Origin of the sequence: Saccharopolyspora flava (assembly GCF_900116135.1) — a bacterium.
GTDB lineage: Bacteria > Actinomycetota > Actinomycetes > Mycobacteriales > Pseudonocardiaceae > Saccharopolyspora > Saccharopolyspora flava.
In genome coordinates, this window is sequence record NZ_FOZX01000004.1 from 346,606 (window position 1) to 370,675 (window position 24,070).

A 24,070-nucleotide genomic window follows, 5' to 3' on the forward strand; every position below is an offset into this window, starting at 1 on the left:
ACCCGCGCCCGCGGGCCTGAAAGCCGCTCGCCGAATCCATGCCAAAGGGTGAGCGTGTCCTCCGAATTGTGCGTTGCGGATCGTTCTCATTTAACGTCGATCAGGGCTGATCGAAATTCGTTCGCGAGTCCATTCCGCGAGTTGAGTTCGGTGTGGAGCGTGATTCGGGGTGCTGTGAGGGGGAGTCGGACGTTGGGTTCATATGGTCGAAAGATCCACCGCAGCAGCAACTTCGCGATCTCTGTCACGCGCACCGCACAATTCGAGAGTAATTCAGGATCTTGTTCTCGGGCGCCTGGAAATGATCCTTTTCTCGCGTTAACGATCTCGCTCGACTGATCGAATTTCGAGTAGTTGTGTCGGCGAATTGTTAATCTTGCGCGAGTGTGATCAATGGATCTGTCCGTAGTGGTTCCGTGCTTCAACGAGGAGCGCGGACTGGCCGAGCTCCGCGACGAGCTCAACGCCGTGCTGCCCGCGCTCGTCGGGCAGTACGAGGTGGTGCTCGTCGACGACGGCAGCAGCGACGGGACGCTCGACGAGGCCCGCAGGCTGAGCACGCTCGACCCGCGCTACCGGTACCTGTCGCTGAGCCGCAACTTCGGCAAGGAGGCCGCGATGCTCGCCGGGCTCCGCGAGGCCACCGGCGAGCGCGTGCTCATCATGGACGCCGACCTGCAGCACCCGGCGTGGCTGATCGGCGACATGCTCGCCCTGCTCGGCGCCGGGCACGACCAGGTCGTCGCCCGCCGCGACCGGCACGGCGAACCGCGCGTGCGCTCGCTGCTGTCCAAGCTGTACTACGTCGGCGTCAACAAGCTCGCCGACGTCCGGCTCGAGGACGGGGTGGGCGACTTCCGGGTGCTGTCCCGCCGCGCCGTCGACGCGGTGCTGGCCCTGCCCGAGACCAACCGCTTCTCCAAAGGCCTGTTCGCCTGGATCGGGTACCCGACCGCGACGGTTCCGTACCGCAACGTCACCCGCAAGTACGACCGCTCGTGCTTCAGCTTCGGCAGGCTCGTCAACTACGGCATCGACGGCGTCGTGTCGTTCAACAGCACACCGCTGCGCGCGGCGATCTACCTCGGCGGTGCGGTCACGCTGCTGGCCTTCCTCTACGCCGTGTACGTCATCGCCTGCGCGCTCACCGGGCACAGCGGCGCGCCCGGGTACGCGACGCTGATCGTGGGCATCACCGGTTTCGGCGGGATGCAGCTGCTGCTGCTCGGGGTGGTCGGCGAGTACGTCGGGCGCATCTACCTGGAGTCTAAGCAGCGCCCGGCCTACTTCGTCAAGGAGGCCGGTGGTGCCCCGGCGCCGCGGATGGTCGTGCCGCGCAGGCCGTCCGATCCGCCGCTGGTCGCCGACCCGGCCAGCGGCAACGGAGGCCGGTCGTGCGCGGACTGAGCGAAGCGGGCAGGTTCGCCCGGTTCGCGGTGGTGGGTGGGGTGAACACCGTCGTGCACTACCTCGTCTACCTGGCGACGTGGCTGTGGATCGGCTACCTGGTGGCGCACGTGCTCGCCACGATCACCGCCATGTCGGTGTCGTACCTGCTCAACTGCCGGTACACGTTCCGGGTTCGGCCGCGGCTGCGCACCTTCCTGGTCTACCCGGCGTCGAACTGCGTGAACCTCGCGATCAGCGCGACCACCATGTGGCTGCTGGTCGAGGTCGCCCGCGTCCACCCGCTGCTGGCGACGCTGCTCGGCGGCCTGGTGGCCACCCCGGCCACCTACCTGGTGACCCGGCTGATCCTGACCTCGCGGAACCGCGCGCCCCGACCCGGTCCCGGCGAATCGCTGCCCTTGGGGAGGACTTCGTGACTCAACTCGTCGAGGCCGCACCGGCCGAGGACGCGCACCCCCGCGAGCCCGCTCGGGTCCGCGACCGCGGCCGGTTCTCCGCTCCGCTGCTGACCTGCCTCCTGGTGGCGGTGCTGGCGCAGGTGCCGGTGCTGCGGCCGGGCTGGTTCTACTTCGTCGACGACGCCGCCACCCAGGTGCTGCCGATGTGGTTCCACCTCGGCCAGCAGGTGCGCAGCGGGATCTGGCCCCCGGTGCTGGACCCGAACCTGCTCATGGGCGGCAACCTCGCCGCCGAGACCCTGTTCGGCATCTGGAACCCGGTCAACGCCCTGGTGTGGGTGGGGGTGTCGCTGTCGTCGGACGTCGGCGTCGCCGGGATCGTGGTGCGCACGGTCGCGCTGGTCGCGATCGCCCTGGGCGGCTACCTGGTCTCCCGCGAGTACGGGGCCGCCCGCTGGTCGGCGAGCGCCCTGGCCACCGCGCTGCCGCTGACCGGATCGCTGCTGCACTTCGACGCCGCGAAGTGGCCGGCCGCGCTGCTGGCGTTCGTGTGGGTGCCGTTCGTGTGGCTGGCCGCGCGCCGCATGGTTCGCGGGCGCACCAACGCCTTCTGGGTGTTCCTGCTGGGGGCGTTGGCGGTGACGGCGGGAAACCCCTACGGCCTGCTCGGGGTGTGCGTGGTGCTGGCCGCGCTGCTGGTGGAGTGCGGGCTGCAGCGCTGGTGGCGGGCCGCCGGGCGGTTGCTGGTGGTGTCGGTGGCGATCGGCGCGGTCGTGCCGCTGGTGTACCTGCCGCTGGTGCGCTCGGCGCACATGACCTGGCGGAGCACCTCGGGCGGGGTCGGCAACACGGGCAAGCTCGCCCCGCACCTCGACGACCTGATCAACCTCAGCGCTCCCGCCTACGTTCCGGCGATCCCGGCGGTGACCGTGCCCGCGGTGTACTTCTGCTGGTTCGCCGTCCCGCTGGCGTTCTGGTGCGACTGGTCGGTGCTGCGCCGCCGGTTCCGCGAGCTCGCCGGACCCGTGGTGATCGCGCTGGTGTACCTGCTGGTGGCGCTGGGCCCGTCCGAGGTGTGGATGTTCCGCTGGCCGCTGCGGGTGGTGCACTACGGCTACCTCGCCGTGGCCGTTCTGCTGGCCGTGGTGCTGACCGCCGGGCTGCGCCGCGACCGCCTGCGGCTGCGCGCGACCGGGACCGCGGCGTTCCTGCTGCTGTCGGTGTACTTCACCGCCGACCGCACCCCGGACCTGGTGACCCTCGGCCGCGCGGTGCCGGCGGCCGTGCTGGTCGGAGGGCTGGTGGCGGCCGGTGTCGCGCTGCACCGCAAGCGGGGGAACCGGGCGCTGCTGGCGGTGCTGCAGGTGGGCACGGCGCTGACGTTCTGCCTGCAGTGCCTGTGGTTCGTCGGCAACGGGCCGAACGTGCAGTACCACTTCCCGAGCTCGCCGGGTCAGCTCACCGCGGCCTACGCCGGTCGCTACGAGGGGCGGGTGCTGCAGATCGCCGACTCCCGGATCAACACGCCCGGGCCTGGCGAGGAATCGCGGGAGATGTGGCGGGACCTCGTCGTCGGCAACGGTTTCCTGCTGTCCGATGTGGACAGCGTCGGGTCCTACACCGGGATCGGGTTCAGCAGGCTCTCCGACGCGCTGTGCCTGCGCTACGAGGGCACGGCCTGCCCGGGCGCCTACGACGCGCTGTGGCGGCCGCCGCGCGGCGCGCACGTGCAGTTGGCGGACCTGCTGCTGTTGGACACGGTCGTGGTGCAGCACAAGCTCATCCCCCAGCCCGTCGTCCCGCAGGGATGGCACCTCGCCGAGCGCAACGCGCGGATCAGCGTGCTGCGCCGGGACCAGCCGATCGCGACGGGGACGGGCTACCTCAGCTCCGCCTCGCCCGGTGCGCGCGTGCTGTCCGACGTCGCGCGCGGACCCCGCGACGAGGAGCTCGTGCTGCACCGCGACGGAGGTGCCCAGCGCCTGGTGTTCGCCAAGACGGCGTGGCCCGGCTACACCGCGACCTGGAACGGAACCGCGCTGCCCGCGCACGCCGGACCGGCCGGGCTGCTGGAGGTCGTGCTCCCGCCGGGCCCGCCCGGCGAGGGGAAGGTCGAGCTGAGCTGGACGCCACCGAGCCTGCGCCTGGGGCTGGCCGCGGCGGCCGGGGGAGCGCTGCTCGCCGCGGGCACCGGGATCCAGCAGGTCCGCGCACGCCGCCGGGAGGAGCCGCGATGAGCAGGCTGATCGCGTTCGGCATCGGGGTCGCACTGCTGATCGCGGCCGCCTGCCAAGCACCTCAGCAGCGCGGAGCCGAACCTCCGCCGCCGGTTCCCCGGGCGCACTTCGCGCAGGTCGTGGCGCACCCCGACGACGACCTGCTGTTCATGAACCCCGACCTCGCCGAGGGGTTGCGCCGCGGTGTGCCCACGACCGGCATCTACCTCACGGCCGGGGAGGCCGACGTGCCCGACAAGCCCGGCTACAGCGCCGGGCGGCAGGAAGGCAGCCGCGCCGCCTACGCGCAGATGGCCCGCAAGCCCAACGACTGGGTGCGCGGCACGATCCCGCTGGGGCACGGCCGCCTCGCCCAGGTCGACGCGCTGCGCGCCGACCCCGAGGTGCGGCTGGTGTTCCTCAACCTGCCCGAGGACGCCAACTCCGGTCAGGGCCGCCACGTCCTGACCCGGCTGCGCGACGATCCCGCCCTGACCGTGACCACGACCGCCCCGGCGGGGGCGGCCGTGCCGCAATCGCAGGTGTTCGACCGGCGTGCCGTCGTCGAGGCGCTCACCGCGCTGTTCGACGCCTTCCAACCCACCGTCATCCGGTTGCAGGACGACCAGCCCGACGCGCGCTACCAGCCCAACTGGGTCGGCGTGCACGACCACCCCGACCACGTGGCCGGGGCCGCGCTGGCCCGCGAGGCCGCCACCGCGCACCGGCCGCGCGCCTCCTCCCCGATGGTGCTGCACTACCGCGACTACAACGTCGCCGACACCCCGTCGCCGCTGGCCGAGGCGGACAAGGTCACCACGCGGGAGGCCTTCGCCGCCTACGCGCCGCACGACCCGCTCGCCCAGGGGGGCATCTACCGCACCTGGAGCGACAACAGCGCCTACCGGCTGCCCCAAAGCGGCCGGTGGGCCGCGCGCTCCGGAGACGGCTCGGTGCAGGCGTTCTCGGTGCGCGCGCACGGTCTCGCGCGCTGGACCCGCTCGCCGCAGGGCGTTTGGCGCGGCCCCGACCTGCTGCCGGTGCCCGAACCGATCCGGTCCCGCGCGTCGCTGCTGGCCCGGCGGGCGGGGCCGCCGGTGCTGGTGGCGCAAAACCGGCCGGGCTCGCGCGTGCTGCTGCTGGGGCCGGGCGACCGCTGGCGGCCGGTGGACGCGCCCGCCGCGTCCGACCCGTCGCAGACGGGGCCGCCGGCCGCGGTGGTGGACTCCGAGGACCGGGTCGTGCTGGCCGTGAAGAACTCCACCGGCGGCGTGAGCTTCCGCCGGGAGACCGACGGCCGCTGGAGCGACCTCGGCGGCACCGACGTCCAGGACGTCGCCCTCGCGGCCGGAAAGGACGGCGCCGCGCACGTTTTCGCCACGACCCGGCAGCACGTCCTGCACTGGGAGGTGTCGCGCGAGGGTGGCGCGACCGTGGAGCGGGTGCCGATCGGCGGTGCCCGGCCCGCCGGTGCCCCGGTCGCCGACCGCGCGGCCGACGGATCGGTCCGCCTGCTGGTGCGGACCGACCGCGGCGAGCTCGTCGAGCGCTCGCTGACCGCGCAGGGCTGGCACGAGACGACGAGCTCGCCCGCGCCCGGCGGGATCGGCGACCCCAGCGTCGTCGCCCCGGGGCCGCGCGGGCCCGTCGATCTGCTCCGCCTCGCCCGCGACGCCGCGGGCTCCGTGCGCGTCGCGAGCGGAGCCGGTGGCCCCTGGGCCGAGACCGGCGGAGAGCTCGCCGCCCAGCCCACCGCCGTCGTGGAACCCGGCGGCGGGATCACGCTGCTGGGCGTGGGTGTCGACGGCCGCCTGGAGACCAACACCGGCACCGCCGCGCCGGGCGGGTTCCGCTTCGCCGGATGGCGTCCCGCCGTGGATCGCGACCGGCGCGCCGACTGACCGCGGGCGCGGGCGTGGATACTGCCCGGATGGATGTCCACACCAGGATCGTCGACGCCGCGATCCAGCGGATGGCCGCCGCCGGTTTCGAGGGGCTGTCCATCAGCTCCGTGGCCCGGCTCTCCGGCCTGTCCCGGCCGACGATCTACGCGCACTTCGGAACGTTGGAGCAGCTGGTCGCCGAAGCGCTGGAAACCGCTGCCGTGCAGGTGATCTCGCGGGTGACCGAGCGCGCCCGCGAGGAGGCGACGACCGCCGCGGACTACGTCGTGGAGGTCATGGTCGCCGCGCGCTCGGAGTTCCGCAGCAGTCCCGCGCTCGCGCCGATCGCGTTCCCGCAGCGCGGCACGATCCTCTTCGACGGCGACCCGATGGGACCCGGGGCGCTGGAGCTGTCGCGCTCGTTCCTGCTGCCGCTGCTGGAGTTCCAGCCGGAGCTGGAGGACGAGCTGGAGGAGATCGCCGAGACCTGCCTGCGCTGGCTGGTGTCGCTGGTGCAGTTCGAGAGCGCCCGCTCCCGCTCGGACGACCGGCTGCGCGCCTACCTGCACCGACACCTCGTCGCCGGATTGGGCGTTACTCCCTGATCTTTACATCGTTGACAACGGTTGTAAGCCTGCGTCAACGACAGAAAGGTCCGGTGTGCGCGTCTCAACCTCCCGCCGCCGCTTCATGGGCATGGCCGCCCTCGGTTCCGTCTCCGCGCTCGGATTGACCACCATCTCCACCCGCCACTCCGCGCAGGCGGCCGAGCACTCGCCGGCCGTCGTCATCGGAACCGGCTACGGCGCCGCGGTCACCGCGCTGCGCCTCGGTGCGGCGGGCGTGCCCACCGTGATGCTGGAGATGGGCCGGTTGTGGGACACCCCGGCCGAGGACGGCAGCATCTTCTCCAGCATGCTCACCCCGGACCGCCGGTCGATGTGGTTCAAGAAGCGCACCGAGGCACCGCTGGCGTCGTTCCTGTGGCTGGACCTGGCCAACCGCGACATCGAGCCGTACGCGGGCGTGCTCGACCGGGTCAACTACGGCGACATGTCGGTCTACGTCGGCCGCGGCGTCGGCGGCGGATCGCTGGTCAACGGCGCGATGGCGGTGACGCCGAAGCGCTGGTACTTCGAGGAGATCCTGCCGCAGGTCAACGCCGACGAGATGTACGGCCGGTACTTCCCGCTGGCCAACTCGATGCTGGGCACCAACAGCATCGACCCCGACTGGTTCGAGACCTGCGACGCCTACCAGTTCGCCCGCGTCTCCCGCGAGGCCGCGCACAAGGCCGGGTACAAGACGACGTTCGTGCCCAGCGTCTACGACTTCGACTACATGCGCCGCGAGGAGGACGGGCTGGTGCCGCGCTCGGCGCTGGCCTCGGAGGTCATCTACGGCAACAACCACGGCAAGCGCTCGCTCGACAAGAGCTACCTCGCGGCCGCTCTGGGCACCGGCAACGTCACCATCCAGACGCTGAGCGAGGTCCGCGACATCTCCCAGCAGCAGGACGGCACCTACTCGCTGTCGGTGCGGCGGATCGACGAGACCGGCAACGTCCTCGGCGTGCACCAGATGACCGCGAAGTACCTGTTCCTCGGCGCGGGCAGCCTCGGGTCGACCGAACTGCTGGTGCGCGCCCGCGACACCGGCAAGCTGCCGCGTCTCGGCGAGGCGATCGGGCAGGGCTGGGGCACCAACGGCAACGTGATGCTCGGCCGCGCCAACCACATGAAGGACCTGGTCGGACCGCTGGAATCGGGCATGCCGGCGCTGGGCATCGACGCCTGGGACGACCCGGTGAACCCGGTGTTCGCCGAGATCGCGCCGGTCCCGGCCGGTTTGGAGACGTGGGCGAGCCTGTACCTGGCGATCACCCGCAACCCCGAGCGCGGGACGTTCCGCTACGACCCGGGCAGCGACCGCGCCGTCCTGCAGTGGCGGGAGGAGCAGGGGCAGCCGTCGATCGACGCGGCGAAGCGGATGTTCGACCGGATCAACGAGGTCAACGGCACCAGCTACCGCTACGACCTGTTCGGCGACACCCGCGCCTTCGAGAACCGCTTCACCTACCACCCGCTCGGCGGTCTCGTCCTCGGCGAGGCGACCGACGGCTACGGCCGGGTGAAGGGCTACGACAACCTCTACGTCACCGACGGCTCCCTCATCCCGGGCTCCACGGGCGTCAACCCCTTCGTCACCATCACGGCCCTCGCCGAGCGCAACATCGCCCAGGTCCTAGCCCAGGACATCCGCACGGCCTAGGACGCCCCACCCCGCCGGCGCTCCGGCTCCCGTCCCCCGTGGGTGGGGGAAGTTTTCATGAAAACTTCCCTCTCCCACAGGGGTCCTCGGGACAAAAACTGCGGTATTCGACCCGACGAAAACCGCGGTTTTTGACCGGTCGAAAACTCCGGTTTTCGCCTTGAGGGGCCTGATCGGGTGGTTGTGGGAGGGGGTTCCACTCCTCGGAATGATTCTGTCGGAGCCTTGCCGGAAAAATCGGCTGGTTCGAGCATGTGCGGCATGCGGATGCCCGGCGAGGCGCACGCCGTGGTGCGCCGGACTCATCAGGAGCGCGTGCTGCGCGCGCTGCGAGAGCGGGGTGCGCTGAGCCGGGGCGAGATCGCCGACGCCGTCGGGCTGTCGCGCACCACCATCTCCGAGATCACCCGCGACCTGCTGCGGGACGGCGCCGTGGTGGTCGTCGACACCGACGCGGCGCAGCGGGCGGGCAGCGGCAGACCCGCCGAGCGGCTCGCGCTGGACCCGGATTCCGGCCAGTTCCTCGGCGTGGACTTCGGGCACCGGCGGGTGCGCGTGGCCATCGCCGACGCCTCCCACGAGGTCGTGGCCTCCGGCGGCCAGCCCTACTCCGACAGCGCGGGCTGGCCGGAGCGGATCCGGACCGCCTTCGACCTCATCGACCGGCTCGGGGACGAACGCGGCCTGCACTTCCGGGCGCTGCACGGCATCGGCATCGGCGTCACCGGGCCGCACCCGCGCTCCTCGGCACCGCACGCCCCGGAAGGCGCGTTCGGCCCCGGCTTCGCCGCCGCCCGCGACGACGTGGACGTCGCCTTCGCCGAGCGCTTCGGCGCCTCGGTCATCGTGGACAACAACACCCGCTTCGCCGCCCTCGCCGAAGCCCTCGCCGGTGACGCCGACGCCGAGAACCTGCTCTACGTGAGGCTTTCCGACGGCGTCGGCGGTGCCCTGGTGATCGGCGGCCGCATCGTCGCCGGCGCCACCGGCCTGGCCGGGGAGCTCGGCCACGTCACCGTCGTGCCCGGCGGGGCGCGCTGCCGGTGCGGCAAGGACGGCTGCCTGGAAACCGTCGCCTCCGTCCCGGCGGTGCTGGCCGCCTGCCGGGAACGCGGCGCCGACGTCGGCTCGCTCGACGACCTCGCCCGCTCCCGCGACCCGGTGGTCGAGCGGGTGCTGCGCGACACCGCCACCGCGCTGGGCCGGGCCCTGGGGGCCGTGGCGATGGTGTTCAACCCGGCCGAGGTCGTCATCGGCGGCGAGATCGCCCGGCTGGCACCGGTTCTCGTCGAGCAGGTCGCCGAGACCGCGGGACGGGAGCTGTTCCCGTGGGTCGCGGCGAAACCCCGCGTCCGCTGCGCCCGCCTCGCCGACGACGACGGCGCCCTCGGCGCGCTGGCCGCCCTGTTCCGCCGCTCACCGCTGCTCACCGACCACCCGGAAACCGCGCCGATCCGCGCGCTCCCGGCCTGAAGGAGGCTGTGATGGCAGTGCTCAGCGAGCGCCGCACCGCGCCCGGCGCGGCACCGGGCCGCAGCTCCCCGCTGCTGCTCAACACCGCCTCGATCCTGCTCGGCCTGGCCGTGTGGTGGGCGGTGTCGGCGCTGGGCGTGAAGATCCCGGCCCCGCCGGAGGTCGCGATGCGGGCCGCCGAGATGCTCGCCGACGGCACCCTGCTCACCGACACCGGAGCCAGCCTCGCGCGGGTGCTGTCGGGCTTCGCGCTGGGCACGGTCTTGGCGGTCGGCGCCGGGTTCCTGATGGGCTGGTACCGCCCGGTGCGGGCGCTGACCGAGCCGTGGGTGCAGTTCTTCCGCACCATCCCGCCGCTGGCGATCATCCCGCTGGCCATCGTGCTGATGGGCATCGGCGAGGTCCCGAAGGTCTTCGTGATCTTCCTGGCCGCGTTCCTGGCCTGCGTCATCTCGACGCTGCAGGGCGTGGTCACCGTCGACCGGACGCTGATCAACGCCTCCCGGGTGCTCGGCGCCGGCGACGCCACGATCTTCGCGAAGGTGATCGTCCCGGCCTCCGCGCCGTTCATCCTGGTCGGCATGCGCGTGGGCCTGGGCTCGGCGTGGGCGACGGTGGTCGCCGCCGAGCTCATCGCCGCGCAGGACGGGCTCGGCTTCCGGATGCAGAACGCCCAGCTCTACTACGACCTACCGACGATCTTCGTCAGCCTCATCACCATCGGCGTCCTCGGCCTGGTCATGGACCGGTTGCTGCTGCTGGCCGAGCGCAGGCTGACCGGATGGCAGGAGCGGCCGTGAACCCCAAGATCGCCGTGGACGGCGTCACCAAGACCTTCGACCTGGGCCGCGAACGCCTGGTCGCGCTCGACGACGTGTCGCTGGAGATCGCCGACAACGAGTTCGTCACCGTCGTCGGACCGTCGGGCTGCGGCAAGAGCACGCTGCTCAACATCCTCGCCGGGCTGGAACATCCCAGTGCCGGGCGCGCCCTCGTCGACGGCGTGCCGGTGTCGGGGCCGGGACCCGACCGAGGGGTGATCTTCCAGCAGTACGCGCTGTTCCCGTGGCTGACGGTGCGCGGCAACGTCGAGTTCGGCCTCAAGATCGCCGGGGTGCCCAGGGCCGAGCGGCGCGCGCGGGCCGAGCACTTCATCGACGTCGTCGGCCTCGCCGACTTCGCCGACGTGCTGCCCAAGGCGCTCTCCGGCGGCATGCGGCAGCGCTGCGCCATCGCCCGCGCCTACGCCGTCAACCCCGAGATCCTGCTGATGGACGAGCCCTTCGGCGCCCTCGACGCGCTGACCAGGGTCAAGCTCCAGGAGCAGCTGCTGAGCACCTGGGACCGCGAGCGGCGCACCGTCCTGTTCATCACCCACGACGTCGACGAGGCGGTGTACCTGGCCGATCGGGTCGTGGTGATGGCCTCCCGGCCCGGCCGGATCCACGACGTCGTCGAGGTCGACCTGCCGCACCCGCGCACCGAGGAGGTCCGGTTGAGCGCCGAGTTCACCGCGCTGCGCAACCGGGTCTGGAACTCCGTCTACCACCAGGACACCGTCGAGAGGACGTCATGACCCGCAGGAAGAGATGGTTCGCCGCGCTGCTCGCCGGACTCGTCGTCGCGGTCACCGGGTGCGGCTCCTCGGACGCGAGCGAGGTGCGGTTCGGCTACATCGGCGACTACAACGGCGCCAGCCTGCTCGCCGTCGCCGAGGACCAGAAGCTCTGGGAGAAGCACGGTCTCACCGCCGACGTCAGCGAGTTCACCAACGGCCCGCTGCAGATCCAGGCGCTGGGCAGCGGGGACCTGGACTTCGGCTACATCGGCCCGGGCGCGATGTGGCTGCCCGCGTCCGGGCAGGCGAAGGTCGTCGCGCTCAACACCCTCGGCAACGCCGACCGCGTCATCGCCCAGCCCGGCATCACCGACGTCGCGGGTCTGCGCGGCAAGACCGTCGGGGTACCGCAGGGCACCTCGGGGGAGATGATCCTCGACCTGGCGCTGCGGCGGGCGGGCATGACCGAGAACGACGTGAAGGTGGTGCCGATGGACGCCTCGACGATCGTGTCGGCGCTGTCGGCCAAGCGCATCGACGCGGCCGGGTTCTGGTACCCGGCGCTGGACACCGTGAAGAAGCAGGTCCCGGGGCTGGTCGAGCTGGCGAAGAACTCCGATTTCGCCGGGGAGATGGAGTTCCCGACCGCGTTCGTCGCGGGCAACGAGGTCGTGGGCACCGACAAGGCGCGGCGAACCGCGGCCGTGCTGCGCGACGCGATGCGGTACCGCACGGCCAACCCCGAGCGCACCGTCGAGCTCACCGCGGGCCTGCTGAAGAAGGACCCCGCCGAGGTGCGCGCCGACGCGGCGAACGTGCAGGTGCTCGGCGTGGACGAGCTCGACCGCCTGACCCGCGACGGAACCGTGCGGCGCTGGCTGGCGGGCATGGACGACTACTTCACCCGCACCGGGCAGCTCAAGCGCAGCACCGGACCGGAGAACTACTACGCGGGCGAGTTGTTCACCTCGGCGGGCAACCCGTGAGCCGCCGCAACGTGCTGCTGCTGATGACCGATCAGCACCGCGCCGACACCCTCGGCGCCTACGGCAACCCGCTCGGTCTCACCCCGCACCTCGACGAACTCGCCGCCACCGGAACGCGTTTTGACCGCTGGTACACGCCGACGGCGATCTGCACGCCCGCGCGCGCGAGCCTGCTCACCGGGCAGGCACCGTTCCGGCACAAGCTGCTGGCCAACTACGAGCGCAACGTCGGCTACATCGAGGACCTGCCCGCGGGGCAGTTCACCTTCTCGGAAGCGTTGCGGGACAACGGCTACAACTGCGGTCTCATCGGCAAGTGGCACGTCGGCACCGCCAAGACGGCGGGCGACTTCGGTTTCGACGGGCCGGACCTGCCGGGCTGGCACAACCCCGTCGACCACCCCGACTACCTGGCCTACCTCGCCGAGCACGACCTGCCGCGCTACGAGATCAGCGACCGCATCCGCGGCACGCTGCCCAACGGCGGTCCGGGGAACCTGCTGGCCGCGCGGCTGCACCAGCCGGTGGAGGCCACCTTCGAGCACTACCTGGCCACGCGCGCCATCGAGCTGATGGAGCGCTACGCCGCCGATGCCCGGGAGCACGACACGCCGTTCTTCCTGGAGCTGAGCTTCTTCGGCCCGCACCTGCCCTACATCGTGCCGGACGAGTACTTCGACCTGGTCGATCCCGGCGACGTCCCGCTGCCGCGCTCGGTCGCCGAGACCTTCCACGGGAAACCGCCGGTGCAGCGCAACTACAGCGACCACTGGACGTTCGACACGATGCCGCTGGAGACCACCCGGAAGCTGATCGCCGCGTACTGGGGGTACGTGGCGCTCATCGACCACGAGATCGGCCGCGTGCTCGACGCGATGCGGCGACTCGGCCTGGCCGACGACACCGCGGTGCTGTTCACCTGCGACCACGGCGAGTTCACCGGCTCGCACCGGCTGCACGACAAGGGTCCGGCGATGTACGAGGACATCTACCGGACCCCGGGCATCGTGCGCGTCCCGGGCGCCCCCGGGGGAGTGGTGCGCGACGAGTTCGTCAGCCTGCTCGACTGCACGGCCACCATCCTCGACCTGGCGGGCGTGGACCCGGAACCGGCCGTGGACTCCCGGAGCCTGCTGCCGCTGGTGTCCACTTCGGACCCGGTCGACTGGCAGGAGGACATCGTCTGCGAGTTCCACGGGCACCACTTCCCGTACCCGCAGCGGATGTTGCGCACCGACCGCTACAAGCTCGTGGTCAACCCGGACTCGGTCAACGAGCTCTACGACCTGCACGCCGACCCCGACGAGCTGCTCAACCGCTACCCGCACCCGGAGATGGCGGAGGTCCGAACCCGCCTGCTGCGCCGCCTCTACGACCTCCTGCGAGACCGCGGCGACAACTTCTACCACTGGATGACCTCGATGTACGACGTCGGCAACGTCGACCACGACCCCACCCTCAGCGGCCTCGACGACCAGACCTACCAACCCTGACCCGACCCCGACCCGACCCCGACACACCCGGGCGACCCGGGTCACCCGGACGAAAACCGCGGTATTCGACCGGTCAAAAACTGCGGTATTCGACCGGTCGAATACCGCAGTTTTTGACGCGAGGGCGGGGTGTCGGGGTCAGTGGTGGTGCTGGGAGGGGCCCTTGCTCCGGACGAGGGCTCGGACCTTGTCGAGGCGGCCGCAGTCGGCGTCGAGGAGTTCGCGGCGCTTGGCGGTGAAGGTCCGGCCCAGTTCGGCGCGCCGTTCGGGGCTGACCTCCTCACGGGCGTCGTTGAGGACGGTGCGCTCCTCCTCGTCGAGGTGGTGGGTCAGCGACTCGCTGAGCTCCTCCAGCCGCGCGCTCCACTCGTCGCCTTCGAGCTCGCCGCACTCCATCAGCGCCAGCAGCGCTTCGTGGCCCTCGGCGTGCTCCTCGGCGCCGTGGTCGACGTCCTCGGCGTCGTCGGCGGAGAGCTTGCGCAGCACCGGGTAGACCTCGGACTCCTCGGCCTCGGCGTGCGCCACGAGCACGGCGGCGAGGTCGCCGAGCGCGGTGCTGCGGTCGCCCTCGGTGCTGCGGAGCGTGCGCAGCAGGTCCTCGAAGCGGCGGTGGTCGGCCAGGATGAGCTCAACGACGTCGTCGGACACGGGTCTGCCTCGCTGTCTGTGGTGGGGTTCAGGTCCGGGCGGATCATCGAACATCGCTCGTGCGCGCGGCAAGCGGGTGCCCGCAACGTCCGATCCGCCCGGACCGGCCCGGTCACTCCTCGGACGCCCCCGGGTTGAGGTAGCCGCTGACGAAGGCGACGAGTCCGAACAGGACGGCCGCCCCGATGCTCGGGGTGAACAGCGCGTCCGAGGCCCAGCTGATCCAGCCCGGTTGGACCAGGACCAGGCCGAGGATCTGCACGCCCACCAGGACGCTCGCCAGGGCCAGGAAGATCAGCAGGGTGAGGGTGAACGCGGCCCGGCACGCGGCCTGGGCGCGGGTGAGTGCGGTGCTGGACATGAGGCTCCTCGTGTCGCGGTGGCGGGTGTCAGCGCAGGACGGGCAGGGCGCCCCAGGCGATGAGGCAGCCGATCAGCATGATCGGGACCATGTAGTAGCCGATCAGCGGCAGGAACGTCTTCTCCGGCTTCGCGCCGGTGATGCCGGCCGCCACGAAGATCGACCCCGACGCCGGGGGAGAGGCGCCTTCGGTGGAGGCGAACACGAGGATCGCCGTGACCGCCAGGACCGGGTCGACGCCGACCGCGACCAGCGACAGCAGCGCCACGTGCCCGACGGCGGTGAGCGTCGCCGTCGACGACAGCGGGCCCGCCACCACGGCCACCAGCACGCCGACCAGCAGCGCCATCACGTACTTGTTGAGCTGCAGGTCGCTGAGGATGCCGTCGATGTCGTCGGCCAGGCCCAGCTCACCGAGGATCTCGCTGGCGGCCACCGCGAAGAACAGCAGCGCTCCGATGCTGGTGAAGCGCGGCATCGCGTCGGTGATCCACGCGTGCCAGGCGCGAGCGCCGCGCGGCAGCTCGCGACGGCCCACGATCAGGGCCAGGACGGTGATCAGGATCGGGATCCAGGTCAGGATCTCGATGTCGTCGAGCGCATCGCCGATCGGCGTGCTGCCGCTGAGGAATCCCGCGATCGGGCCGATTGTGATGGCGATCGGCACCAGGGCGCCGAGCACGATCAGCAGCGCGGTCCCGCCCTCGCGGAGGGCATGGCGCAGCGGCTGGAGCTCTTCGGCGGGCGAGCGCTGGATGCCGTCCCGGCGGACGAAGAAGAAGATCAGCAGCAGGCGCCAGACCACCTGGTAGATCCCCGCGCACAGCAGGGCCAGGTAGATCTCGCCGGTGGCGACCATCGGACCGGCGAAGCCGATCATGATGACCATCGAGGAGCTCGGCGGCAGGGCCGCGCCCAGACCGCCGTTGCCGGCGAGGAAGGTCGCGCTGCGCTCCGGGGTCCATCCGGTGCGGATCATCCACGGGCCGGTGAAAGCACCGGTCGCGGCGGTGTTGCCGGAGTTGGAGCCGGACAGCGCGCCCATCACCGCCGAACCGATCGTGTCCACGACCACGGGACCGCCGCGGACGCGTCCGAACAGCGAGTTCAGGATTCCGAGCAGCTTTTGGATCAGACCCGTGCGATCGACGACGTAGGCCATGAACACGAACGCGATCGCGGCGTAGAGGACTTCCTCGTCGAGCGCGCCGCGCATGCCCTGGAGCAGGGCCGCCGGGGCGTCGAGCCCGGCGAACGCGGCGGTGACCAGCAGCCCGAGCAGCATCGCTTCGCCCATGTTCCGCTTGAACGCGACGTTCCAGACGATGATGGTGGCGATGAACGCGCCGAGCGCGATGAGGCCGATTGGCATGTTTCAGGATCCCCTCTTCGGCACTGGAGCGGGGTGGACGGGACGGTTCAGGCGGTGCGTTCGGCGAGGATCCGCTGGTAGCGGGCGGCTTCATCCTCCAGGACCGCCCGGGCGCCGATGAGGGAGCGGTGGGCCTCGGCGAGCGGGACGACGATCGCGCCGTCGCCGTCGGCGACGACGATGTCGCCGCGGTGCACGACCACACCTCCGACGGCGGCGTCCTCCCCGGCGCGGCACGGCCCGTTCTTGTAGGGACCGGCGGGGGAGGTGCCCACGGCCCAGACCGGGAACCCGGCTTCTCGCAGGGCTTCGGCGTCGCGGACCGCGCCGTCGATGATCATGCCGCGCACGCCTCGGTTGATCGCGCGATGCGCGATGAGCTCGCCGATCAGCGCCCGCGAGGCGTCACCGCCGCCGTCGACGACCAGGACGTCGCCCGGCTGGACCTGCTCGAGCGCCTGGTGGATGCCCTTGTTGTCGCCCGGGCGGCACAGCACCGGGAACGCCCGGCCCGCGATGTGCGCGCCCGGCCAGACCGACTGCACGCGAGGATCGATGATGCCCAGGCGTTCCCGCGCGTCGCCGATGGCGGCGGTGGGGATCTCGGCGAACGCGTCGAGCAGCGCGGTCAGGTCGTCGACCTCGTGGAACGAGTGGTGGCGGCTCGCGGTCGCCGTGGTCATCACGGGCGCCACGCCGAGCGAGGCGAGCAGGTCGGCGGCGTCCCGGGACTCGTGCGCCCGCCGCAGCGCGTGCTTGCGGGTGCCCTTGTCGAGCCGGTCGAGGGCGCTCTCGCCGCCGGTGAGGGCCTTGGCGATCTGCGCGCGCACCCACTCGGATTCCCCGGCCGCGGCACCGGCGTCCACCGCCTCGGCGATGATCGCGCCCAGCCCCTTCATGAAGACCGTCCGCAGCATCTTCCGCCGCGACGCGGCCCCGGGCTCACCGCCGATCGAGTCGACCTCGGCGCCCAGGCCCCGGAAGGCGTCGGCGACGGAATCGGAGGCCGGGCCGGAGATGATCAGCTCGGTCTTGGCGCCGAACTGGGGGACCGAGCCGATGACCGCGACGTCGGCGCAGCGGTCCGCCGCCTCGCCCAGCGTAGCCGCGACCTCGCTCTTGAGCTGCGGTGACGCCGAGTTGAGGTCGGCGTAGCGGGCGGTCGCGGACAGGTGCGGCGCGCTCTCGGCGGCGACCGCGACGGCCTGCGCGGCGGTCACCAGGCTGATCACCAGGTCCGCTCCGCGCACGGCGTCGGCGACGGTCCCGGCGGCGGTGACCCCGGCGGGCGGCGGAGGAGTGGCCGGGTCGTGGGCCGTCACGGTCGCTCCGGTGGCGGCGAACCCGGCCGCGTAGATGCTGCCCGCTTCGCCCAAGCCCAGCACTGCGATCTTCATCGATCGGACTCCGTATCATTCTATGATAAGAACGTGCATTTAGTGAGAAGCACTGTGCGAGCCCGCTGCGCCGCGTGTCAATGGGAATGAGGAAACTTCTCATGCAGTGATAGGTTCGCCGGGTTCACAGGAGGTTCCATGACGACCGCGAAGAGCAACCCGATGCGCTCGGTGCACCGGGCTTTCGAAGTCCTGAAAGTGCTGGAGCTCGCGCAGCAACCGCTGCGGCTGACCGACCTGGCCCAGCGCAGCGAGCTGCACGTGGCCACCACGCAACGCCTGGTCAACGTGCTCATCGAGCACGGCTACGCCAGCAGGCACGCCAACGGCTACACCGCCGGGCCCGCCTCGCTGTCGACCGCGCACGCGTTCGCGATGACCAGCCCGCTGCGGCTGGTCGCCCGGCCCGTGCTGGAGGAGCTCGCCGCCGCCACCGGCCTGACCGCCTCGCTGTACGTGCGCGTGCAGGAGAGCCGGGTGCTGATCGACCGGGTCGAAGGCGGGCGGCGCCCGCAGTACTCGCTGCCCATCGGGGAGCGGCTGCCGCTCTACCCGGGTGCCGCGGGCAAGGTCTTCCTGGCCGCCGCGGACGATCTCGCGGCGGAGGCCGCGCGGTTCGGCACGGTGACCTTCACCAGCGGGAAGACGGTGGACGAGGCGGGCATTCGTGCGGACCTGGAGCGGATCCGCCGCGACGGGTGCGCGATCTCGGTCGACGAGCGCAAGACCGGGACCACCGCGATCGCTGCGCTGATCAACGACAACGCGGGAAACCTGCTGGGCTCCCTCGGGCTCAGCGGCGCCAGCTCGTCCTTCGGCGACGTCAACGACTCCGCCCTGCCCGGCGAGGTGCGCCGCGCCGCGCAGACCATCGGATTCCGCGTCCCCGCGGCCTGACTCACTTCGTGCGCGTGGGTGGCGCAGTTTTCATGAAAACTGCGCCACCCAAACCGAGGTATCACCTGAAACTCCACCCCACCACGAGAGAACGTGCTGGTGGCAGGGCATCCGGGGTTCGTCGGGGGAAGTTTCGACGGAAGGTTCCTCTGGGTGGGTGGTGGGGGAAGTTTTCATGAAAACTTCCCCCCCCCACCCACGAAATCAGCCCACGGACGCGGTCGTCTCGTTGAGGTCGCGCTTGTAGGTCTCGGCCAGCAGGTAGGTCGAGACGAACGAGATCAGGCACAGCACCACGACGTACCCGGCGATGGACAGCGAGCTGCCGGTGGCGGCGAACAGGGCGGTGCAGATCATCGGGGCGATGCCGCCGCCGAGGATCGCCGCGATCTGGTACGCCAGCGACGCGCCGCTGTAGCGCAGCCGGGTGCTGAACAGCTCCGAGAAGAACGCCGACTGCGGCCCGTACACGGCGGTCCGGCACGCCTGCACGACGATGCCCGCCAGCAGGAACAGCCCGATCACCCCGGTGTCGACCAGCATGATCCACGGCACGGCGAACACCGCGAGCATGAGCATCCCGCCGAGCGCCATGCCGCGTCGGCCGATGCGGTCCGACAGCACCCCGAACGCCATCATCAGCGGGATGTCGATCGCGGCCAGCAGGGCGTTGGCGCTGAGGATCGTGGTGCGCTCGTAGTCCAGGGTCTTGGTGGTGTAGGAGACGATCCAGGTGGTGCCGACGTAGAACGTCGCGTTGGTGGCCAGGAACGAGCCGGCCGCGAGCAGGATCGTCTTCGGGTGGCGGCGCAGCACCTCGACCACCGGCATCCGCTCGGCGCGCTCCCGCTCCTGCCGTTGCACGGCCTGCTCGAACACCGGGCTCTCGCTGATCTTGAGCCGGATGGCGAACCCGACGACGATCAGCAAAGCGCTGCACAGGAACGGGATGCGCCATCCCCAGGCCATGAACGCCTCGTCGGACACCGTCGCCGACAGCACCGTGAACGTCAGGTTGCCCAGCAGCAGGCCCGCGGGCACTCCGACCTGCGGCCAGCTCCCGTAGAAACCGCGCTTGCCCTCGGGTGCGTGCTCTACGGCCATGAGCGCGGCGCCGCCCCACTCGCCGCCGACGCCGATGCCCTGGGCGAAGCGCAGCAGCGTCAGCAGGATCGGCGCCCACACGCCGATGGTGGCGTAGGTCGGCAGCAGACCCATGAGCAGCGTCGCGAAGCCCATCAGCATCAGCGAGGCGATGAGCATGGGTTTGCGGCCGAGCTTGTCGCCGTAGTGCGCGAACAGCACGCCGCCGATGGGGCGGGCGATGAAGCCGACGGCGAAGGTCGCGAAGGCCGCGACGGTGCCGACGACGGGGTCGAACTCGGGGAAGAACAGCTGGTTGAACACCAGCGCTGCGGCGGTGCCGTAGATGAAGAAGTCGTACCACTCGATGGTGGTGCCGATGAGGCTGGCGAGCGCGACGCGGCGCGCGCTTGTCGCGGTGGCGGCCATCCGGTCGTCCTCCGAGGTGTTGATCCGGATCTGCTGTGACCCAGATAACTAACGGTGTAAGTTTTAGCGACGGTAGCCATCGGGACAAATCGCCACAAGGGGTACTTGGCGGACACCCCGCCAGGCGGAAGAAAGTTTCGGAAATGTCTGGCATCAGGGTGGTGATCGAAGCGGGCGCCGGGTTGCTCGCCGCGCGTAATCCCGCTGATGGACACGATTCACTTCGGCGCGCGAGAATCCTTGCGGCCGAAAGTGTTTCGAAAAACTCTCGTTGACCGGCGGTCGGCGGCACCGCATACTCGCTGGTGGCTCTTCCGTCGGCGTCGTCGAGAGGATGCGGTGAACATGTCAGCGAGAGCGCGAGCCTGCGCCGTGAGCGCGGTCCTGGCGGCAGCGGTGGTGGTCGCCCCGGCGGCCGAATCGGCACCCGAATGCTCGGGGTACGTCGGACTCACCTTCGACGACGGACCCGGCGAGACCACCACCCAGCTGCTCGACGCCCTCCTCGAGAACGGGCTGCGCGCAACGATGTTCAACCAGGGTGACCACGCCGACGCCAACCCGTCGCTGGTCGCCGCGCAGGTCGAGGCGGGCATGCAGGTCGGCAACCACAGCTACACCCACCCGCACATGACCGAGCTGAGCCGGTCCGAGATGGACTCGGAGATCTCCCGCGCGCAGCAGGCGATCTCAGCGGCCGGCGGCGGAAGCCCGGTCCTGTTCCGCCCGCCCTACGGCGAGACCAACGAGACCCTGCACGAGGTCGAGGCCGCCCACGGGCTCACCGAGGTCATCTGGGACGTCGACTCCCAGGACTGGAACAACGCCACGGTGGACGAGATCGTCGCGGCCAACGCGAGCCTCACCGACGGCCAGGTCATCCTCATGCACGACTGGCCGCCCAACACCCTCACCGCCATCCCGCGCATCGCCGAAACCCTCAGCACCCAAGGCCTCTGCCCAGGAGTCATCTCCCCAGAAACAGGCCACGCCGTAGCCCCCTGACTCACGCCCGGACCGGTGGTCTTCCGCGAATGATCCGAGGTTCGGCGAGGTCGTTGTTGTCGATGACGACGGAGGCGTGCTCGGTGGGGCGGCACAGTTCGAAGTAGAGGCGCTGGCCCTCGACGTATCGCCGGTTGCTCGGCGCCAGCGGGTCCGCGTCGCCGTACCCTCGCTGCGCGCCACGAGGTATCGAGACCTCGAAATCGACGTGCAGGAACGCGGAATGGTCCCAGTAGCCGAGCAGTTCGGGGCGGTGGAGGAAGATGCCATCGACGATGAGAACGGCGTCGACAGGTGCTCGCGCCCAGGTCTCCTCAACCGGCTGGTCGGATTCGTGGTCGAACACGGCTGTGCGGTAGCGCCCATCGCCACCCGGTGACAGCGGGTCGAGCAGGGCCTCGCGCAGGGAGTCGTAGTCGTAGGAGTCGAGGAAGAATCCTTCTGGTGACGCGCGGCCTCGATGGTGGCGCACGTGCCTGGGGTTGTGGAAGTCGTCGACGCTGGCCCGAACGGCCGGTCTCCCGAGGGCTTCGACGCGCTCGGCGAGTTCGTCGCCGAAAACGGTCTTCCCCGCGCCATCTACCCCGTCGACCCCGACTCGGACCACTCGGTCGGTCTGCGCCGACACCGCTGTCTCGGCTACGCCCTGCAGGACAGCCGTCCGTCGCGGCGTGCGAATTCCCATCGGCGCATCCTAGGTCGGGGGTCATACCTGCTCGTTCCTGCGAGAGTCTTCCTCGTGATCGCGCCGCGTGAAAGACGTCTCATGTCACGTGCTTTCGACTGCGATGAGGCGACCACCCGATCCAGTGATGGCCATTCGCTCGCATTTTCGAATGCGTTGGCGCATCATGGGTACATGAGTTCGAAAACCGAGGCGCTGACCGCCGTTTCCGCAGATAGCGTCACCGACGCGGCATTGACCGATCATCGGCCCACCAACATCGATGACGGGGGAGTCGTGTCGTCCTCGCCTGTCAAGGCGGTGACGACACGGACGTCCCGACTTGGTGGAGCAGCGAGATCTTCCACCCGAGAAATCATCCGGAACGTCATGAGCCGACCACGTGCGCGGGCTCCCGGGCTTGAGGCAGCGACATGAGTCGACCGGGCAGCCGGCCTCCGTGGGGGCATCCCGGCATATCCCAACAGGGCACGACTGTTGTTTGACAATTGCAGAGTGGGAAAGCGGGTCTTGCGGACCACGCCTCACCCTCGGGTGGTTCGGGACTCTCCGTCGGTTAGCGGAGCGTCTTGGCCAGCAGCGTGACACCCAGCGTCGCGTAGGTGGTTGCTGCGAGGTGGTTGAGGAGGGTGCGGGGGCGTGGGCGGTGGAGGAGCCGGTCGCGGACGGCTCCGGCTGCGCAGCCGATCGCGAGGTCGGTGAGCAGGCCCAGGGATTGCAGGAGGAATCCGAGCAGCAGGAGCTGGAGGGTCGGGTTCTTCTCCGCGTCGCCGAGGAATTGGGGGAGGAACGCGGTGAAGAACAGAGCGATCTTCGGGTTGGCGATGTTGACCAGGAACCCCTTCCGGAACGCGCGGGTGGGGGTCGTCGCGATCTCCACCGGGGCTGCGGCGGTGCGCCAGGTCGTCCACGCCAGGTAGGCGAGGTACGCGGCTCCGCCGAGCTGCAGGGCGGTGACGAGGCTCGGCGTGGCTGCGAGGAAGGCGCCGAGGCCGAGGGCGGTGAGCACCACGTAGACGCTCTCACGCCCGCGGTGATGCCCAGAGCTGCCCTGGTCGTTCCGCGGAGTCCGTCGCGCAGACCCGTGGCGACCATGAACGCCATGTCGGGTCCGGGCGCCAGCAGCAGGATCGCCACGGCCGCCAGGAACGCGGGCAGCACGCTGACGTCGATGTAACCCGTGGACATGGTTCAGCAGGTTACATGCCGACGTAACCGGCAGGAAGTGATGTGTCGGTTAGCCTGGGGATGTGCCGGCTGTTCCTGTGCTCGACCTGGGTGAGCTCGTGGAGTTCGTGAACGAGTTCGCCGACGAACCGCGCGCCGCCGCTGGGGAGCAGGGGGCGCCGTACCCGGACGTCGCGACCGTGCTGGGGTGGTCGGCCTCGACGGACCCGGTGTCCGCCGCCAACGCGCTGTTCCGGGTGTTCGCCGCCGAACGCCCGCTCGTCGAGCTCAACGGGCTGCTGCGGGCGATCCGGCCGATCCCGGTCATGACCACCCACGGGCTGACCTGGGCCGTCGAGTCCAGCGCCGACGTCCTGCCCGCCGCGCTGAGCACCTGCCTGCTCGGCTGGCTGCTGCACCACGACGAGAGCCGCCTGGGCACGTGCCAGGCCGCCCGCTGCGTCGACGTCTACGCCGACTCATCCCCGACGGGACGCCGCCGCTTCTGCTCCCCGACCTGCCTCAACCGCCACAAGGTCGCCGCCCACCGCGCGCGGAATCGTTAGCCCGTCAGGAACGGGTGGACGAAGGCGAGGGCTTCTGCGCTGTTGCGCCAGGCCCGGATGTGGTCGGCGTCCGGCATCGACACGAACGGAGTGCCGGTGCGTTCGGCGAACGTGCGCATGGGGTCGTGCCAGGCGTCGGCGGTGCCCGCGTACATCAGCAGCGGTACCGGGCTCTTCGCCAGTGACTCGTGGAGACCCGGCTCGTGGCGGAACGCCTCGTAGTTGGCGTGCAGGGCGGCCGGGTCGGCGGCGTCGATGACTGCCGCGTGGTCGGGATTCGCGCGGGCGCCGTCGCGCATGATCGGCCACGGGTCGGTGTCGGCGGGCAGGTTCAGGGCGCGGAGCATCGGGCCGATCGCCGATTCGAAGCCGTTGAGCGGGTCGAAGGCGCCGGCCACCAGGCGGGTGAGCCGGTCGGGGGCGTGCACGGCGACGGCGTAGCCGGTGAGCGCGCCGAGCGAGTATCCCCAGAACGCGGCCTTCTCGTACCCGAGGTGGTCGAGCACCGCGGTGACGGAATCGGCGCGGCGAGCCGGCGAGTAGTCGGCCGGGTCGACGGGGGCCGAGCTGCCGCCGAGGCCGAGCGGGTCGACGGTGATCACCGTGTGCGTCGCGGCCAGAGCGTCGGTGTACCCGGCCTCGCTCCACCGCCGACCGGTGTGGAACATGCCCGGATGCAGCACCAGCGGAGGACCCGCACCGGTGATCTCGTAGGCGATGTGCACTCCGTTGCGGTGCGCGAGCGGCACGCGTCCCTCCCCTGCACCCCGGT

At 70.7% G+C, this 24,070-nt stretch carries 22 protein-coding genes; 14 read left to right on the top strand and 8 right to left on the bottom strand.

The features are described 5' to 3' along the window. The first annotated feature begins 393 nt into the window (after nt 1-393). The 11 genes from BM424_RS15005 to BM424_RS15055 all read left to right on the top strand — a co-directional run bounded on the left by BM424_RS15005 (nt 394) and on the right by BM424_RS15055 (nt 13,688). Nucleotides 394-1,407, top strand: a complete 1,014-nt coding sequence (locus BM424_RS15005) for a glycosyltransferase family 2 protein (protein ID WP_093417840.1) — start codon at nt 394-396, stop codon at nt 1,405-1,407. Beyond that, nucleotides 1,395-1,826: a GtrA family protein gene (locus BM424_RS15010; protein WP_245775865.1), complete on the top strand. Its 432-nt coding sequence runs from the start codon at nt 1,395-1,397 to the stop codon at nt 1,824-1,826. Before BM424_RS15005 ends, BM424_RS15010 begins: the two co-directional genes overlap by 13 nt. Beyond that, complete coding sequence (locus BM424_RS28850) at nt 1,823-4,045, top strand: hypothetical protein (RefSeq protein ID WP_093417842.1); 2,223 nt, start codon at nt 1,823-1,825, stop codon at nt 4,043-4,045. Before BM424_RS15010 ends, BM424_RS28850 begins: the two co-directional genes overlap by 4 nt. Continuing rightward, complete coding sequence (locus tag BM424_RS15020; protein WP_093417845.1) at nt 4,042-5,925, top strand: PIG-L family deacetylase; 1,884 nt, start codon at nt 4,042-4,044, stop codon at nt 5,923-5,925. The genes BM424_RS28850 and BM424_RS15020 overlap by 4 nt, the downstream gene beginning before the upstream one ends. 29 nt (nt 5,926-5,954) lie before the next feature. Continuing rightward, on the top strand, nt 5,955-6,512 hold the full coding sequence (locus BM424_RS15025) for a TetR/AcrR family transcriptional regulator (RefSeq protein WP_175548105.1): 558 nt from the start codon (nt 5,955-5,957) through the stop codon (nt 6,510-6,512). Nucleotides 6,513-6,597: 85 nt separating this feature from the next. Then, entirely contained in the window at nt 6,598-8,178 is a 1,581-nt protein-coding gene (locus tag BM424_RS15030; protein ID WP_483880139.1) for a GMC oxidoreductase, read from the top strand. A 261-nt stretch (nt 8,179-8,439) separates the two neighbouring features. Continuing rightward, nucleotides 8,440-9,651, top strand: coding sequence for an ROK family transcriptional regulator (locus BM424_RS15035; protein ID WP_245775866.1), 1,212 nt, complete (start codon nt 8,440-8,442; stop codon nt 9,649-9,651). Nucleotides 9,652-9,662: 11 nt separating this feature from the next. Next, the gene (locus BM424_RS15040) at nt 9,663-10,451 is read left to right on the top strand and encodes an ABC transporter permease (RefSeq protein WP_093417852.1); all 789 of its coding nucleotides are present in this window, start codon (nt 9,663-9,665) and stop codon (nt 10,449-10,451) included. Next, entirely contained in the window at nt 10,433-11,227 is a 795-nt protein-coding gene (locus BM424_RS15045; protein WP_093417855.1) for an ABC transporter ATP-binding protein, read from the top strand. The genes BM424_RS15040 and BM424_RS15045 overlap by 19 nt, the downstream gene beginning before the upstream one ends. Further along, the gene (locus BM424_RS15050; RefSeq protein ID WP_093417858.1) at nt 11,224-12,195 is read left to right on the top strand and encodes an aliphatic sulfonate ABC transporter substrate-binding protein; all 972 of its coding nucleotides are present in this window, start codon (nt 11,224-11,226) and stop codon (nt 12,193-12,195) included. The genes BM424_RS15045 and BM424_RS15050 overlap by 4 nt, the downstream gene beginning before the upstream one ends. Beyond that, nucleotides 12,192-13,688, top strand: coding sequence for a sulfatase family protein (locus BM424_RS15055; RefSeq protein WP_093417860.1), 1,497 nt, complete (start codon nt 12,192-12,194; stop codon nt 13,686-13,688). The genes BM424_RS15050 and BM424_RS15055 overlap by 4 nt, the downstream gene beginning before the upstream one ends. Before the next feature lie 138 nt (nt 13,689-13,826). On the opposite strand, the gene BM424_RS15060 is transcribed toward BM424_RS15055, so the two are convergent. The 4 genes from BM424_RS15060 to BM424_RS15075 form a co-directional block, all read right to left on the bottom strand. Further along, complete coding sequence (locus BM424_RS15060; RefSeq protein ID WP_093417863.1) at nt 13,827-14,336, bottom strand: hemerythrin domain-containing protein; 510 nt, start codon at nt 14,334-14,336, stop codon at nt 13,827-13,829. Between the two features lie 112 nt (nt 14,337-14,448). After that, on the bottom strand, nt 14,449-14,697 hold the full coding sequence (locus tag BM424_RS15065; protein WP_093417866.1) for a hypothetical protein: 249 nt from the start codon (nt 14,695-14,697) through the stop codon (nt 14,449-14,451). Nucleotides 14,698-14,725: 28 nt separating this feature from the next. Further along, a complete protein-coding gene (locus BM424_RS15070) occupies nt 14,726-16,069 on the bottom strand; it encodes a TRAP transporter large permease subunit (RefSeq protein WP_093417869.1) in 1,344 nt (447 codons plus the stop codon). Between the two features lie 47 nt (nt 16,070-16,116). Then, nucleotides 16,117-17,466 (bottom strand): RraA family protein, encoded by a 1,350-nt coding sequence (locus BM424_RS15075; protein WP_093417871.1) that lies wholly within the window; start codon nt 17,464-17,466, stop codon nt 16,117-16,119. A gap of 138 nt (nt 17,467-17,604) precedes the next feature. Between BM424_RS15075 and BM424_RS15080 the strand changes: the two genes are divergently transcribed. Then, nucleotides 17,605-18,363 carry an IclR family transcriptional regulator gene (locus BM424_RS15080; protein WP_093417874.1) on the top strand — a complete coding sequence of 253 codons (759 nt, stop codon included), beginning with the start codon at nt 17,605-17,607 and terminating at the stop codon, nt 18,361-18,363. Nucleotides 18,364-18,567: 204 nt separating this feature from the next. Here BM424_RS15080 and BM424_RS15085 read toward each other — a convergent pair whose 3' ends face one another. Beyond that, entirely contained in the window at nt 18,568-19,875 is a 1,308-nt protein-coding gene (locus BM424_RS15085) for an MFS transporter (RefSeq protein ID WP_093417877.1), read from the bottom strand. Nucleotides 19,876-20,220: 345 nt separating this feature from the next. Between BM424_RS15085 and BM424_RS15090 the strand changes: the two genes are divergently transcribed. Next, nucleotides 20,221-20,880 carry a polysaccharide deacetylase family protein gene (locus tag BM424_RS15090; RefSeq protein ID WP_093418283.1) on the top strand — a complete coding sequence of 220 codons (660 nt, stop codon included), beginning with the start codon at nt 20,221-20,223 and terminating at the stop codon, nt 20,878-20,880. Nucleotide 20,881: 1 nt separating this feature from the next. Here the strand turns inward: BM424_RS15090 and BM424_RS15095 are convergent, their stop codons facing one another. Beyond that, complete coding sequence (locus BM424_RS15095; RefSeq protein ID WP_093417880.1) at nt 20,882-21,565, bottom strand: nucleoside/nucleotide kinase family protein; 684 nt, start codon at nt 21,563-21,565, stop codon at nt 20,882-20,884. A 556-nt stretch (nt 21,566-22,121) separates the two neighbouring features. Further along, nucleotides 22,122-22,577 (bottom strand): LysE family translocator, encoded by a 456-nt coding sequence (locus tag BM424_RS15100; RefSeq protein ID WP_342742621.1) that lies wholly within the window; start codon nt 22,575-22,577, stop codon nt 22,122-22,124. Between the two features lie 238 nt (nt 22,578-22,815). On the opposite strand from BM424_RS15100, the gene BM424_RS29210 reads away from it, so the two are divergent. Further along, nucleotides 22,816-23,298 (top strand): CGNR zinc finger domain-containing protein, encoded by a 483-nt coding sequence (locus tag BM424_RS29210; protein ID WP_217649711.1) that lies wholly within the window; start codon nt 22,816-22,818, stop codon nt 23,296-23,298. Here BM424_RS29210 and BM424_RS15110 read toward each other — a convergent pair. After that, nucleotides 23,295-24,047, bottom strand: coding sequence for an alpha/beta fold hydrolase (locus tag BM424_RS15110; protein ID WP_093417886.1), 753 nt, complete (start codon nt 24,045-24,047; stop codon nt 23,295-23,297). The genes BM424_RS29210 and BM424_RS15110 overlap by 4 nt on opposite strands. Between the last annotated feature and the right edge of the window lie 23 nt (nt 24,048-24,070).

Coding starts and splice junctions, on each gene's coding strand:
- BM424_RS15005 (WP_093417840.1), top strand. CDS start 394: ATGGATCTGTCCGTAGTGGTTCCGTGCTTCAACGAGGAGCGCGGACTG.
- BM424_RS15020 (WP_093417845.1), top strand. CDS start 4,042: ATGAGCAGGCTGATCGCGTTCGGCATCGGGGTCGCACTGCTGATCGCG.
- BM424_RS15025 (WP_175548105.1), top strand. CDS start 5,955: ATGGATGTCCACACCAGGATCGTCGACGCCGCGATCCAGCGGATGGCC.
- BM424_RS15030 (WP_483880139.1), top strand. CDS start 6,598: ATGGGCATGGCCGCCCTCGGTTCCGTCTCCGCGCTCGGATTGACCACC.
- BM424_RS15035 (WP_245775866.1), top strand. CDS start 8,440: ATGCGGATGCCCGGCGAGGCGCACGCCGTGGTGCGCCGGACTCATCAG.
- BM424_RS15040 (WP_093417852.1), top strand. CDS start 9,663: ATGGCAGTGCTCAGCGAGCGCCGCACCGCGCCCGGCGCGGCACCGGGC.
- BM424_RS15045 (WP_093417855.1), top strand. CDS start 10,433: ATGGCAGGAGCGGCCGTGAACCCCAAGATCGCCGTGGACGGCGTCACC.
- BM424_RS15050 (WP_093417858.1), top strand. CDS start 11,224: ATGACCCGCAGGAAGAGATGGTTCGCCGCGCTGCTCGCCGGACTCGTC.
- BM424_RS15065 (WP_093417866.1), bottom strand. CDS start 14,697: ATGTCCAGCACCGCACTCACCCGCGCCCAGGCCGCGTGCCGGGCCGCG.
- BM424_RS15070 (WP_093417869.1), bottom strand. CDS start 16,069: ATGCCAATCGGCCTCATCGCGCTCGGCGCGTTCATCGCCACCATCATC.
- BM424_RS15075 (WP_093417871.1), bottom strand. CDS start 17,466: ATGAAGATCGCAGTGCTGGGCTTGGGCGAAGCGGGCAGCATCTACGCG.
- BM424_RS15080 (WP_093417874.1), top strand. CDS start 17,605: ATGACGACCGCGAAGAGCAACCCGATGCGCTCGGTGCACCGGGCTTTC.
- BM424_RS15085 (WP_093417877.1), bottom strand. CDS start 19,875: ATGGCCGCCACCGCGACAAGCGCGCGCCGCGTCGCGCTCGCCAGCCTC.
- BM424_RS15090 (WP_093418283.1), top strand. CDS start 20,221: ATGTCAGCGAGAGCGCGAGCCTGCGCCGTGAGCGCGGTCCTGGCGGCA.
- BM424_RS15095 (WP_093417880.1), bottom strand. CDS start 21,565: ATGGGAATTCGCACGCCGCGACGGACGGCTGTCCTGCAGGGCGTAGCC.